This window comes from Allobosea rubneri, assembly GCF_032464875.1.
Taxonomy (GTDB): domain Bacteria; phylum Pseudomonadota; class Alphaproteobacteria; order Rhizobiales; family Beijerinckiaceae; genus Allobosea; species Allobosea rubneri.
Map to the genome: position 1 here is coordinate 33,257 of NZ_JAWDID010000041.1, position 12,888 is coordinate 46,144.

The 12,888-nt window shown below is 68.7% G+C and carries 9 protein-coding genes; 8 read left to right on the forward strand and 1 reads right to left on the reverse strand.

All coding sequences use genetic code 11. The features are described 5' to 3' along the window. Positions 1 to 196 precede the first annotated feature (196 nt). From RKE40_RS21480 to RKE40_RS21515, 8 genes are all read left to right on the forward strand, one after another. On the forward strand, positions 197 to 1,303 hold the full coding sequence (locus RKE40_RS21480; RefSeq protein ID WP_316020249.1) for an efflux RND transporter periplasmic adaptor subunit: 1,107 nt from the start codon (positions 197 to 199) through the stop codon (positions 1,301 to 1,303). Beyond that, positions 1,300 to 4,395 (forward strand): efflux RND transporter permease subunit, encoded by a 3,096-nt coding sequence (locus RKE40_RS21485; RefSeq protein WP_316020250.1) that lies wholly within the window; start codon positions 1,300 to 1,302, stop codon positions 4,393 to 4,395. Before RKE40_RS21480 ends, RKE40_RS21485 begins: the two co-directional genes overlap by 4 nt. Then, positions 4,392 to 5,540, forward strand: coding sequence for an efflux RND transporter periplasmic adaptor subunit (locus RKE40_RS21490; protein WP_316020251.1), 1,149 nt, complete (start codon positions 4,392 to 4,394; stop codon positions 5,538 to 5,540). Before RKE40_RS21485 ends, RKE40_RS21490 begins: the two co-directional genes overlap by 4 nt. A gap of 87 nt (positions 5,541 to 5,627) precedes the next feature. Next, complete coding sequence (locus RKE40_RS21495; protein WP_316020252.1) at positions 5,628 to 7,190, forward strand: leucyl aminopeptidase; 1,563 nt, start codon at positions 5,628 to 5,630, stop codon at positions 7,188 to 7,190. After that, positions 7,190 to 7,708, forward strand: coding sequence for a DUF1269 domain-containing protein (locus RKE40_RS21500; protein WP_316020253.1), 519 nt, complete (start codon positions 7,190 to 7,192; stop codon positions 7,706 to 7,708). The genes RKE40_RS21495 and RKE40_RS21500 overlap by 1 nt, the downstream gene beginning before the upstream one ends. Continuing rightward, positions 7,705 to 9,441: a hypothetical protein gene (locus RKE40_RS21505; protein WP_316020254.1), complete on the forward strand. Its 1,737-nt coding sequence runs from the start codon at positions 7,705 to 7,707 to the stop codon at positions 9,439 to 9,441. Before RKE40_RS21500 ends, RKE40_RS21505 begins: the two co-directional genes overlap by 4 nt. Before the next feature lie 37 nt (positions 9,442 to 9,478). Then, complete coding sequence (locus RKE40_RS21510; RefSeq protein WP_390893478.1) at positions 9,479 to 10,546, forward strand: patatin-like phospholipase family protein; 1,068 nt, start codon at positions 9,479 to 9,481, stop codon at positions 10,544 to 10,546. 42 nt (positions 10,547 to 10,588) lie between these two features. Beyond that, positions 10,589 to 11,650, forward strand: coding sequence for an AI-2E family transporter (locus tag RKE40_RS21515; RefSeq protein ID WP_316020255.1), 1,062 nt, complete (start codon positions 10,589 to 10,591; stop codon positions 11,648 to 11,650). Here RKE40_RS21515 and RKE40_RS21520 read toward each other — a convergent pair. Beyond that, positions 11,640 to 12,888 (reverse strand): metallophosphoesterase family protein (locus RKE40_RS21520; protein ID WP_316020256.1); only part of this gene is annotated, 1,249 nt, incomplete at its 5' end. The two genes, RKE40_RS21515 and RKE40_RS21520, sit on opposite strands and share 11 nt — an antisense overlap.

The following is a 12,888-nucleotide window of genomic DNA, read 5'->3' on the forward strand; positions in this document are numbered from 1 at the left end:
AGCGTTCCCACCGTCACCCGAAGCGCGCGGTGCGACGGACCTTGCCCGGCACGAGGTTCCGCGCCGTCGTTGTGCGGTTGCCAGAGGAACAGGATCATGCCTTTGAACGGCTTGCAGGACATGAGGTCCGCTTGCGCGCTGACATCGATGCGCATCCTGCGCAGCACGCGGCCGTTTCGGCGCATGGGCCGGTAGGATGGGCACGCCTGACAAGTCCCGCACCGCCCGCTTGCTGCAGGGGGCTGCGCTCGCAGCGATCGCGCTCGCTGTCGCCGGCTGCCAGTCCGAGCAGGCGGCCGCCCCGCCTGCTGCCCGGCTCGTCCGCACCATCACGGTGGAAACGCCGCGCGAGGCCAGGGACATCAGCTTCACCGGCCACATCGAGGCGCAGGATCAGGCCGCGCTGTCCTTCCGCATCGGCGGCCGGCTCGCCGAGCGCAATGTCAGCGTCGGCACCAACGTGCGCGAGGGCGAGGTCGTCGCCCGTCTAGACCCGGAGAACGAGCTCAACGAGTTGCGCTCCGCCCGCGCCGCCCTCACTGCCGCCGAGGGCCTGCTGCGCAAGGCCGAGAACCAGTTCGAGCGCCAGACCCACCTGCTCGAGCGCAATGTCACGACCCGCGCCGATTTCGAGGCCGCCGAACAAGGGCGCACGGCGGCGCAGGCACAGGTAAACGCGGCCCAGGCGCGCGTCAGATCGGCGGAGGACATCGTCGGCTTCACCACCCTCAAGGCCGATGCGCCGGGCGTCGTCACCCGCATCGGTGCGGAGCCAGGCGAAGTCGTCGCACCCGCCCGCATGATCGTCCAGCTCGCCCGCCGCGAGGGACGCGATGCCGTCTTCGAAGTGCCGGCCGATATCGTCCGCGCGCTGCCGCCCGATGCGCGCGTCCATGTCACGCTCGCCGGCGACCCGGCCGTGACCGCCAACGGCCGGGTCCGCGAAGTCGCGCCCCAGGCCGACCCGGTGACGCGGACCTTCAGGGTCAGGGTCGGCCTTTCCGAGCCTCCGCAAGCCTTCCGGCTCGGCACGGCGGTGTCGGGCGCGATCCGCGGGGCCGAAATCTCGGCCACCGCCATTCCAGCCACGGCGCTGACGCGACAGGGACAGGATGCCAGCGTCTGGGTGGTCGACCCCGCGAAGCTGACCGTGTCGCTGCGCAAGCTCGAGGTGATCAGAGCCGATCCCGCCACGGCATTGATCGGAAAGGGCCTCGCACTCGGTGACATCGTCGTCACCGCCGGGGTCAGCCTGTTGAAGGAAGGCCAGCAGGTGCGCCTGGCCGGGACGGAATCGCGATGAGCTTCAACCTCTCGGAATGGGCGCTCAAGAACCGCTCGGTCGTGATCTATCTCATGATCATCTCGGTGCTGGCCGGCATCTTCGCCTTCATCCGCCTCGGCCGTAACGAAGATCCGTCCTTCGTGATCAAGTCCATGGTCGTTTCGGCAGCCTGGCCGGGCGCAACCATGGAGGACATGCTGAGCCAGGTCACCGAGCGCCTGGAGCGACAGATCGAGGAGACCCCGGGGCTCGACAACGTCCGCAGCTACACCACGCCGGGCATCACGACGATCTTCGTCAACCTCAAGGAGTCCGTACCCGGCCGCGAGGTCCAGGACACCTGGTACCGTGTGCGCAATCTCGTCGCCGACATGCGCCATACCCTGCCGGCCGGCACGCTCGGCCCATTCTTCAACGACCGCTTCGGCGACACCTTCGGCATCATCTACGGCTTCACCGCCGACGGCTTCACCGGCCGCGAACTGCGCGACCATGTCGAGGCGGCGCGCTCGCGCCTGCTCTTGGTGCCGGACGTCTCAAAGATCGAGATCATCGGTGCGCAGGACGAGCGCATCTTCGTCGAGTTCTCAGTGCGCGAACTCGCCAATCTCGGCATCGACCGCGGCGCGCTCCTGGGCGCGCTGCAGGCCCAGAACATCGTGCGTCCCTCCGGCATGATCCAGACGCCGGAGGAGCGCATCTCGCTGCGTGTCTCCGGTGCCTTCCAGTCCGAAGCCGACTTGCTCCAGGTCAACTTCCCGGTCGGCGACCGCATGGTCCGCCTCTCCGACATCGCGACCGTGCGCCGCGGCCATGCCGACCCGCCGCAACCGATGTTCCGCGTCAACGGCCGCGAGGCCATCGGCCTCGGCATCGCCATGCGCGATGGCGGCGACATTCTGGCGCTGGGTGCCAACATCAAGACGGCGATGGCGAAGATCATCGCCGACCTGCCCCTTGGCATCGAGCCGCACCTGGTTGCCGATCAGGCCGTCACCGTCGACCACGCCATCGCCGACTTCATGACCTCGCTCTGGCAGTCCATCGCGATCATCCTGGTCGTCAGCTTCATCAGCCTCGGCGTCAGGCCGGGGCTCGTCGTCGCGCTCTCGATTCCGCTGACGCTCGCGGTCGTCTTCGCCTGCATGCTGATCGTCGGCATCGATATGCAGCGCATCTCGCTCGGCGCCCTGATCATCGCGCTGGCGCTGCTCGTCGACGATGCGATGACGACGACGGATGCGATGGTGACGCGGCTGGCGGCCGGCGAGGACAAGCAGAAGGCGGCGACCTTCGCCTTCGAGCGCTACGCCACCGCCATGGCGGCGGGCACGTTGGTCACGATCGCCGGCTTCGTCCCGATCGGCTTCGCCGCGAGCTCGGCCGGCGAGTACACCTTCTCGCTCTTCGCGGTGGTGACGATCGCGCTCATCGTCTCCTTCTTCATCGCGGTCGTCTTCGCCCCAGTGCTCGGCGTCGCCATGCTGAAGGCGCCGAAGAAGGCAGCCGCCGGCCCCGGCCCCGTCGAGCGCGGCTTCCGCAGCCTGCTTTCGGGCGCGATCCGCCTGCGCTGGCTGACCATTGCCATCACGCTCGGGCTCTTCGCCGCCTCTCTCCTGGCGCTGCCGCTGGTGCCGCGCCAGTTCTTCCCGGCCTCGGACCGGCCCGAGCTGCTCGTCGATCTCACCGCGCCGCAGAATGCCTCGATCTATGCGAGCGAGACCATCGCGAGCCGGCTCGACGCCGCGCTCAAGGCCGATCCGGACGTGGAACGCTGGAGCACCTATGTCGGGCGCGGCGCAATCCGCTTCTACCTGCCGCTCAACGCCCAGCTGCCGAACGAGTTCTTCAGCCAGGCCGTGGTCGTCGCCAAGGACATCGCCGCACGCGAACGCTTGCGGAAGAGGTTGGAAGCGCTGCTCGCCAAGGATTTCCCTAACGTCGTCTCGCGCGTCTCGCCGCTCGAGCTCGGACCGCCCGTCGGCTGGCCGGTGCAGTACCGTGTCAGCGGCCCCGACCTCGCCGAGGTGCGCGAGATCGCGATGAAGGTCGGGCAGGTCCTCGCCGCCAGCCCCCAGACCGAGATGGTGAACTTCGACTGGATCGAGCCGATGCGCGAGCTGCGCCTGCGGGTCGACCAGGACGAGGCCCGCCGGCTCGGCCTGAGCTCGCAGGCCCTGGCGAGCATCGTCAACGCGGTCGTCTCCGGCACGGTGGTGACGCAGGTTCGCGACGGCATCTATCTCGTCGACGTCGTCGTGCGGGCCCAGGACGCCGACCGCCTCTCGCTCGATACGCTGCGCACCATGCAGGTCGCGCTGCCGAGCGGGCGGCAGGTTCCGCTCTCGCAGTTCGCCACCTTCAGCTATGGGCTCGATTCGCCGCTGATCTGGCGCCGCGACCGCGTTCCGACCCTGACGGTCGCCGCCGACGTCAAGCCGGGCATCCTGCCGGAAACCGTCGTCAACGGGCTGGCGTCCGGCATCGAGGAGCTGCGCAAGACCCTGCCCGCCGGCTATGGCATCGCGCTCGGCGGCACGGTCGAGGAAAGCGCGACCTCGCAGGCCTCGGTCATCGCGGTCGTGCCGGTGATGCTGCTGATCATGTTCACGGTGCTGATGCTGCAATTGCGCAGCTTCCGCCTGCTGGCGATCGTGCTCAGCATCGCTCCTCTCGGCATGATCGGCGTGGTCAGCGCCCTCATGCTTTCGCGCATGCCGCTCGGCTTCGTCGCCCTGCTCGGCATCCTCGCGCTGATCGGCATCATCACCAAGAACGCGGTCATCCTGATCGGCCAGATCGAGAGCGAACGCGAGAGCGGCAAGAGCATCACCGATGCGGCGCTCGACGCAGCCTCGACCCGCTTCCGCCCGATCATGCTCACCGCGGTCTCGACCGTGCTCGGCATGATCCCCATCGCGCCGACCGTGTTCTGGGGTCCGATGGCCTTCGCCATCATGGGCGGGCTGCTGGTCGCGACGCTGCTGACGCTGATCCTGCTGCCTGTCCTCTATGTCGCCGTCTTCGCCCGTGGCTCAGCCGCACCCAAGGCGGAAAAGCCCGGAGCCAAGGCTGGTACAAAGCCCGTCGCGGGAGCTTCTGCGTCATGACCCATCCTTCGGCATCGCGCTTTCGCCCCGCGGTCGCAGCGCTTCTCCTGCTCTCGCTGGCCGCCTGCCAGAACGAGCCGGCCGCGCCAGCCGAAGGGCGCTTCGTCCGCGTCGTCACGGTCGAAGCCGGCAAGCTCGCCAACGAGATCCAGCTCAGCGGCGAGATCCAGGCGGAGAAGAATGTCGGCCTCGCCTTCCGCATCGGCGGCCGCGTCACCGAGCGGCCGGTCAATGTCGGCGACCGTGTCGCCGTCGGGCAGATCGTCGCGCGTCTCGACCCGACGCTCGAGCGCAACGCCCTGACCGCGGCCAAGGCGGCGCTGGAAGCCGCCCGGGGCGAGGTGAACACCACGCGCAGCACCTTCGAGCGCCAGGAACGGCTGATGGCCCAGGGCTTCACCACCCGGCCGCGCTTCGACCAGGCACTCAAGGCCCAGGAGGCGGCCCAGGCCCAGCTCGAGAATGCCGAGGCCCAGCTCGAACTGGCGCAGGACCGGCTCGGCTTCACCGAGCTGCGGGCCGGCGTCGCCGGTACCGTGACCGCCCGCAATGTCGAGCCCGGCGAGGTCGTCCAGCCCGGCCAGGCCGTCGCCCAGCTCGCCCGCGACGACGGCCGCGACGCCGTCTTCAACATTCCCGCCAACCTGCTCGAGAAGAAGTCGGGCGAAACCACGGTCCGCGTCGCCCTCGCCGATGCCCCTGCCGTGACCGCGCTCGGCCGTGTCCGCGAAATCGCGCCGCAGGCCGACCCGGTGACGCGCACCTTCGCCGTCCGGGTCGGGCTGATCGACCCGCCGGAGGCGATGCGGCTGGGATCGACCGTGGTCGGAACCATCGAAGCGGCCACGGCCGCGATCATCGCGATTCCGGCGAGCGCCCTGGCCCAGCAGGGCGTCTCTCCGGCGGTCTGGATCGTCGATCCCGCGAACTCGACGGTTTCCCTGCGCAATGTCGACGTGCTGCGCTTCGATCCGAGCCAGGTGATCGTCTCGCAGGGTCTGGCGCCCGGCGAAATCGTGGTCAGCGGCGGCATCCAGATGCTGCTGCCCGGACAGCGCGTCCGCCAGCTCCCTGCGCCGACGGCTGCTGGCCGCACGGCAGCTGCCAGCCAGGCGGCCGGGCGTCCGGCCGTGCCTCCTTCGTAACCGGGGGCTCGCAGCCCGCGACGCGTGGAGAACAGCGCTTCGTCCGCCCCCAGGCGGAGGCCCCCCTCTCAATCGAGCGATGCAACGATGCCCTCGTGGAGACATTCTCTGGAGATCGTCCCCGCAGTCGGTGAGGCCGAAAGGCTGAAGACGGAGCTGCTCGTCATCGGCCTGTTCAGCAGCGGGCCGCTCGGCGGCTCGGCCCGCCGCCTCGACGAGAGGGCCGCGGGCCGACTCTCCTCGATCGTCGACCGCGGCGAGCTCGGCGAGGCTCCCGGCGCGACCCTGCTGCTCCACCATCTGCCGGGCTCCACCGCGGCCCGCACGCTGCTGGTCAGCCTCGGCAGGCGCGAGGCCTTCTGCGATCGCGCCTATTGGCGGGCCCTTGCCGCCACGGCGAAGGTCATTGCCGAGAGCGTGGTATCCGAGGCGGTCGTAACGCTCGCGGAAAACGAAGTGCCGCGGCGCTCGCTCAGCTGGCGGGTCCAGCAGGCCGGGCAACATCTCGCCGACGGCAGCTATAACTTCTTCCTGCCTGGCCCCAATGCGCCAGGGCAGAGGGCGCGGGGCCGCCCGATGCGCAGCATCATGCTGCTCCTACCCGAAACCCTCACCTCGGAACTCGTGCTCGCGTTGCGGCAAGGAATCGCCGTGGCGGAAGGCGTCGCCCTGGCGAAGGATCTCGGAAACCTGCCCGGCAGCATCTGCACCCCGGACTTCCTCGCCAAGACCGCCAGGGATATGGGCAAGGAATTCGGCTTCGCGGTCGAGGTGCTCGAGCTCCGGGAGCTCGAGGCGCTCGGCATGGGGGCATTTCTGCAAGCCGGCAGCGGCTCGGCAAACCCCTGCAAGCTCATCGTCATGCAGCCCCATGGCCGCAGGGGCAGCGGCAAGCCGATCGTGCTCGTCGGCAAGGGCGTAACCTGCGACGGCGAACGGCCATCTCAAACCCCGGGCAGCGATGCCCTGGGTATGAAGTTCAGCATGAGCGGGGCCGGCAGCGTTCTCGGCGTGCTGCGCACGGTCGCGCGTCTCGGTCTGCCTCTCAACGTCGTCGGGCTGATCGCGGCGGCCGAGAACAGTCCCGGCGGCCATGGCGGCCAACCGGGTGATGTCGTGACCTCGATGTCGGGCCAGACCATCGAACTGCGCCCCCATGACGGCGAGGGCCGGCTGCTGCTTTGCGATGTGCTGACCTATGCCGAGCGCTTCAAGCCTGCCTGCGTGATCGACGTCGCCACCCTGACGGAGGCCTGCGTCGTGGCGCTGGGCTCGCATGCGAGCGGCCTGTTCGCCAATGACGAGACGCTGGCTGCGGAGCTGCTGCGCTGCGGCGGCGTATCCGGCGACCGCGCCTGGCAGCTGCCGCTCTGGGACGATTATTTCGGCCAGCCCGGCAGCAGTCCCGCCGAAACCGGCAATCTCGGCGGGCGGGCCGCGGGCGCGATCACCGCCGCCTGCTTCCTCTCCCGCTTCGCCAAGGCCTATCCCTGGGCGCATCTCGACATTGCCGGCACCGCCTCGATCGCGGGCGCCGCCAAAGCCTCGACCGGTCGCCCTGTCCCGCTGCTGGCCGAGTTTCTCATCGGCCGCGCCGCCGGAGCGGCGATGCAGGGCCGTCCCCCCCGTGCAAACATGGAGCTGCACTGATGAGCGATCTCGTCTTCATCGCCTTCCCGACCGAGCAGAAGGCCGAGGAGGTCCGCCAGAAGGTCCTTTCTCTCCAGCGCGAATATCTGATCGAACTCGGCGACGCCGTCGTCGTGACCAAGGACGAGAAGGGCCAGGTCAAGCTCAACCAGATGCTGAATCTCACCACCGCCGGCGCCGCCTCGGGCGCGCTCTGGGGTACGCTGATCGGCTTCATCTTCCTGGCTCCCCTGCTCGGCACGGCGCTCGGCGCCGCCTCGGGCGCGCTCGGCGGCAAGCTCAGCGATGTCGGCATCAACGACCAGTTCATGAAGGATGCCGCGGGAGCGCTGCAGCCGAATTCGGCCGGCCTCTTCCTGCTGATCCGCAAGATGACCGCCGACAAGGTTCTCGCCGATCTCAAGGGCGTCGGCGGCACGCTGATGCGCACATCCTTCGACGAGACCAAGGAAGCGGCGCTGCGGGAGGCGCTGGCGGCGCATGCGGCGACCGAGACGGCGGCGCCTTCCAATCCATGACGCTGGAATGGGGCGCCGGAGCGGGAGGCGAGTTGGCCCAATGGGCCAACCCGACGGCGCGCCTCGACGATTTTCGGCCGCTCCTGCCGGCGGAGGAGGAAGTCGTCGCCAAACTGCTCACCGGCAATTTCGACCGGCTGGGCGACGGCTCGCGCCCGAGCGAGCCCGATCCGGCGCGGGTCGTCCGCGCCGGTTTCCTGCGCTTCCTCATGCTCGGGGGCGAGGAAGGCTGCCGGCCGCATGAGAAGGGCGTCCGGATCAGCGGCGCCTGGATCAGGGACATTCTCGATCTCGAAGCCTGCCGCGTCTTTCGCGACATCGGCCTCAACGACTGCCATTTCGAAGCGACGCCGGTGCTGCGGGCGGCGATCATCAACCGCCTTTTCCTCGATGGCTCGCAGCTTCCGGGCCTGCAGGCCGAGCGGCTGGAAGCGCGCGGCGGCGTCTATCTGCGTGGTGCGGAGGTCGGCGGCGAGGTCAACCTCGTCCAGGCACGCCTCGGTGGCAATCTCGAATGCGATGGCGCGACCCTGCGCGTCTCCGACGGCCATGCCCTGCTCGCGGCGAGCCTCGAAGTCCGCAACGTGCTCGCCCGCGGCGCGACGATGCGCGGCGGGATCAATCTCTCCGGCGCGGTCCTGACGGCCGATCTCGACTGCGCCGGCGCCGCGATCACCCGCGACGAAGGCGCGGCGATCGAGGCGAGCGAAGTCGAGGTTCGCGGCAGCGTCGTGCTGCGCAGCGCCCGCATCGAGGGCGAGACGCGCCTCGGCGTCGCGCAGATCGGCGGCGATGTAGACGCTTCCGGCGCGACCCTCGGCCTTGCCGGCGGCACGGCGCTCGAGTTGAGCCGCAGCATGATCAAGGGCGCCTTCTTTCTGCGCCAAGGCGCCGCCGTGAACGGTACCCTGGCGCTGACCGGAGCCACCATCGGGACCATCCATGACGAGCCCGAAAGCTGGCCGGGGCCGGGCGACCTGCTGCTGAACCGCTGCCGCTACGGCGCCTTCATCGACGGGCCAGTCGATGCCGGAAGCCGGCTCGAATGGCTGGCGCGCCAGGCGCCCGAGCGCTGGAGCGAGGATTTCTGGCCGCAGCCTTATGAGCAGCTCGCCTTGGTGTTCCGAGAGATGGGCCATGGCGAGGACGCGCGCGCCGTGCTCATCGTCAAGGAGCGCCTGCAACGTCAGGCAAGACGCGAGCGCGCGAAGAATCCGGTTCTGCGGGCACTGCTGACCGCCACCGACGGCATTCTCGGCATCACGCTCGCCTATGGCCGCCAGCCGCTCCTCGCCTTCGTCTGGCTGCTGCTGTTCTGGGTCCTCGGCGTCGGCATCTTCGCCTATGCCGAACGGCAGGGCGCGGTGATGCCGAACAGCGCCGTCGTCCTGCGCGCCCCCGAATGGACGCTCTGCGGCATCGAGACCAGCGAGCATCGCACCCTGCTCGCCAGCAACCATTCGCAGGGGCTCGCGGCCCCCGGCCAGACCCAGCTCGATTGCTTCCGCGCACGTTGGGAGGCGTCGAGCTATCCCGCCTTCAGCCCCTGGATGTACTCGCTCGACACCCTGTTGCCCGTGCTCGACATGGGCCAGAGAACCTATTGGCGGCCGAACCCAAGCAAGCCGGGCGGGCGTGTCGCGATCAACTATTTCTACTTCCAGTCCCTGGTCGGCTGGGCGCTGAGCCTGCTCGCGGTCGCCGGGTTCTCCGGCCTGGTGAAGTCGGCATGACGCCCCCGGCACGCCTTGCAATCAGGATGGGTACGACGTGACCAGCACTCCTTCACCGGTCCGCCCCGGCAAGAACGGCAAGCCTTCCGCGCGCCCCTCGTTGCGCATCGACCTAGCGCTCCAGGGCGGCGGGGCGCATGGCGCCTTCACCTGGGGCGTCCTCTGCCGCATTCTCGAGGAGGAATGGCTCGAGATCGAAGCGATCTCGGGCACCTCGGCCGGCGCCATGAATGCCGCGGTGCTGGCTTCCGGCTTCGCCAAGGGAGGCCGGGCCGGCGCACGCGAGGCGCTCGACCTGTTCTGGCGAAAAGTATCGGAGGCGGCGCGCTTCAGCCCCTTCCAGCGCAGCCCGCTCGACATCCTGCTCGGCCGCTGGACGCTCGACAATTCGCCGCTCTTCGTCGCCATGGACATGATGTCGAGGGTGGTTTCGCCCTACAGCCTCAACCCGGCCGGCACCAACCCGCTGACCGACATCCTCGCCGAGGTCATCGATTTCGACGGACTCGCGAAGAGCCCGATCAAGCTCTTCATCACCGCCACCAATGTCCGCACCGGCCGCGGGCGCGTCTTCCGCAATGCCGAGATCACGCCCGACGTGCTGCTTGCCTCGGCCTGCCTGCCGACGCTGTTCCAGGCTGTCAAGATCGATGGCGAGAGCTATTGGGATGGCGGCTATTCCGGCAATCCGACGATGACGCCGCTGATCCGGGAGAGCGACGCGCTCGACACCATCCTCGTCCAGATCAACCCGGTCGAGCGTCCGGGCACGCCGCGCACCGCCCGCGACATCCTCAACCGGCTCAACGAGGTCTCGTTCAACGCCGTGCTGCTGAAGGAGCTGCGGATGATGGCGCTGCTGCGCCAGAGCGCCCAGGAAGCGACCGGCGAAAGTGCGCGCTGGGCCCGCATGCGCCTGCACCGCATCACCGGCGAGACCATGGCGCAGCTCGGCTACTCCTCCAAGCTGAACGCCGAATGGGAATTCCTCACCATGCTCCACAATGAAGGCCGGCGCTCCGCTGAAACCTTCTACCGCGAGCACCGCGATGCTATCGGCAAGAGTTCGACGCTCGACCTCGACGAGTTGACCGAGGGCGTCTGAGACGCCTTCCCGCCGCAATGAAAAGCCTAACCAGGACAAGAGATGACGACCGGCAAGATGTTTCACGGTGCGCAGATCCTGATCGCCACAATCCTGGCGGTTGCCGCGCTCTCGATCGCGAGCTCGGTCTTCGCGCCGGTCGCCTTCGCGCTCTTTATCATCGCGCTGGTCTGGCCGCTGCAGAAGCACCTGCAGACCGTGCTGCCGCGGATGCTGGCGCTCGTGATCAGCATCGCCGTCATGATCGTCGTCTTCTTCGCCTTCGGCTGGCTGATCGCCTGGGCCTTCGGCCGCGTCGGCCGCTGGATCGTCAACGACGCCGCCCGCTTCCAGATGTTCTACGATCAGGGCGTGCTCTGGCTCGAAGGCCATGGCATCGCGGTCGCCGGCGTCTGGTCGGAGAACTTCAACGTCTCCTGGATGCTGCGCACCGCCCAGACGATCACCGGACGCCTCAACACCACGATGAGCTTCTGGATCGTCGTGATGGTCTATGTGATCCTCGGCCTGCTCGAGGTCGACGATTTCGGCCGCAAGCTGCGCGGCATGCGCAACCGCGAGACCAGCCAGGTCCTGCTCGGCGGCGCCATGGCGACCGCCCGCAAGATCCGCCGCTACATGCTGGTTCGGACCTGGATGAGCGTGATCACCGGCGTGCTGGTCTGGGCCTTCGCCAAGCTCATCGGCCTGCAGCTCGCCGAGGAATGGGGCTTCATCGCCTTCCTGCTGAACTACATTCCCTTCCTCGGCCCGCTCGTCGCCACGCTGTTCCCGACCTTGTTCGCGATGACGCAGTTCGGCTCCTGGCAGGCGATGCTCGGGGTCTTCGCCTGCCTCAACCTGATCCAGTTCACCGTCGGCAGCTATATCGAGCCGCGCGTCGCCGGCAGCGCGCTCTCGATCTCGCCAGCGATGGTGCTGTTTTCGGTGTTCTTCTGGAGCTATCTCTGGGGCGTCTTTGGCGCCTTCATCGGCGTGCCGATCACCATCGCCTTCCTGACCTTCTGCGCCCAGCACCCGTCGAGCCTCTGGCTCGCGGAGCTGTTCGGATCGCCGGAGAAGGACGAAGCATCGGACGCCGACGCCGCCGTCCTCAGGAACTGAGAGTGGCGACCGGCCGGGGCGCGATCTCGATCCGCTCCGGCGCGAGCAAGGCGAGCCCGCCATCGGCGGCGGCCGCCAAAGTGTGGATGTAGAAGCCCGTCGGCATGTCGTCCGTCGCCTCCATCACCGGGGACGGCGCCGAGACGATCTTCAGCGGACCGCAGCGCCCGATCCAGTCGACATGGCGGTGCCCGTGCATCGCGACGAGCCGGTGCGCCATCGGCTTGAGCTGGCGCACGAAGCGGCTGCCATTGATCAGGGCGGTGCCGATCCGCTCCGAAAAGGCCTTGGCGGGCTGCGGGTATTCGACCGGGTGATGGTGCAGGCCGATGATCCAGCGCGCCTTCGGGAAGCGCCGCAGCACGGTGAGCATCGCCTGCAGATCCTCCTCCGCCACCAGGCCGAGCGCATTGGTGAAGGAGAAATGCGTCTCGGCATTGGAGTTGAGCAGGATGACGCCGAGCCCGTCCTCCTCGGCCGGCGGCAGCACCATCGGGAAGACATCGGCCCAGACCGCGGAAAGCCCCGCCGACAGCCGCAGCGTGCCGGCATCGGCGAAGACGCCGATCGCCTCGCGATGCGGCTCCAGCGCAGCCGCGAGCGTGCCTGCAAACCCCGCCCGCTCGCGATCGAGCACCTGGACCCGCTCGCCCTGGATCGCCGCCATCGCCGAGAGCGTCCGCATCTGGCGCAGACGCTTGCCCGGGCTCGTCGGCAGTTCCAGGCGGGCAGGATTGGCCCGGTCGACGATGTTGAGATCATGGTTGCCGGGCAGGATCAGGCAGCGTTCCGCCAGCGTCGGATGGCGCGCCATCGCGTCGAGGAACTCCGCCCATTCGGCCGAGCGCCCGGCATCGGTCATGTCGCCGGTGATCAGCAGGAGGTCGAGCGGCTCCTCGCCATGGATTTCGTCCAGCCTGTCGAGCACTTGGGCGAGGCGCTCATTGCCGCGCGGGCCGGCGCGGCCGCTCTCGATCCGGAAGCCGTAGCGCTCGCCGACGACATGGATGTCGGACAGATGCGCCACCCGCCAGCGCCGCGCCCCCGCTGGAGCCTCGTCGAAGCCGCCGAGATCGCGCGGCTGGTCCATCAGGCCATCGGCGAGGCCCCAGACGAGCGAGGCGAGCGCGAGATAGCCCGCCATGACCGTGACCGTATTGGCGAGCGACGGCACGATCAGCCGCAAGGGCTGGGCGAGGTCGGCGAATTCGCCGGACCAGCGTGTCGCCGGCCAGGCC

What these genes read in the sequence shown, in the direction of transcription:
- RKE40_RS21480 (WP_316020249.1), top strand. Translation starts at nt 197, where the DNA reads ATGGGCACGCCTGACAAGTCCCGCACCGCCCGCTTGCTGCAGGGGGCT.
- RKE40_RS21485 (WP_316020250.1), top strand. Translation starts at nt 1,300, where the DNA reads ATGAGCTTCAACCTCTCGGAATGGGCGCTCAAGAACCGCTCGGTCGTG.
- RKE40_RS21490 (WP_316020251.1), top strand. Translation starts at nt 4,392, where the DNA reads ATGACCCATCCTTCGGCATCGCGCTTTCGCCCCGCGGTCGCAGCGCTT.
- RKE40_RS21495 (WP_316020252.1), top strand. Translation starts at nt 5,628, where the DNA reads ATGCCCTCGTGGAGACATTCTCTGGAGATCGTCCCCGCAGTCGGTGAG.
- RKE40_RS21500 (WP_316020253.1), top strand. Translation starts at nt 7,190, where the DNA reads ATGAGCGATCTCGTCTTCATCGCCTTCCCGACCGAGCAGAAGGCCGAG.
- RKE40_RS21505 (WP_316020254.1), top strand. Translation starts at nt 7,705, where the DNA reads ATGACGCTGGAATGGGGCGCCGGAGCGGGAGGCGAGTTGGCCCAATGG.
- RKE40_RS21515 (WP_316020255.1), top strand. Translation starts at nt 10,589, where the DNA reads ATGACGACCGGCAAGATGTTTCACGGTGCGCAGATCCTGATCGCCACA.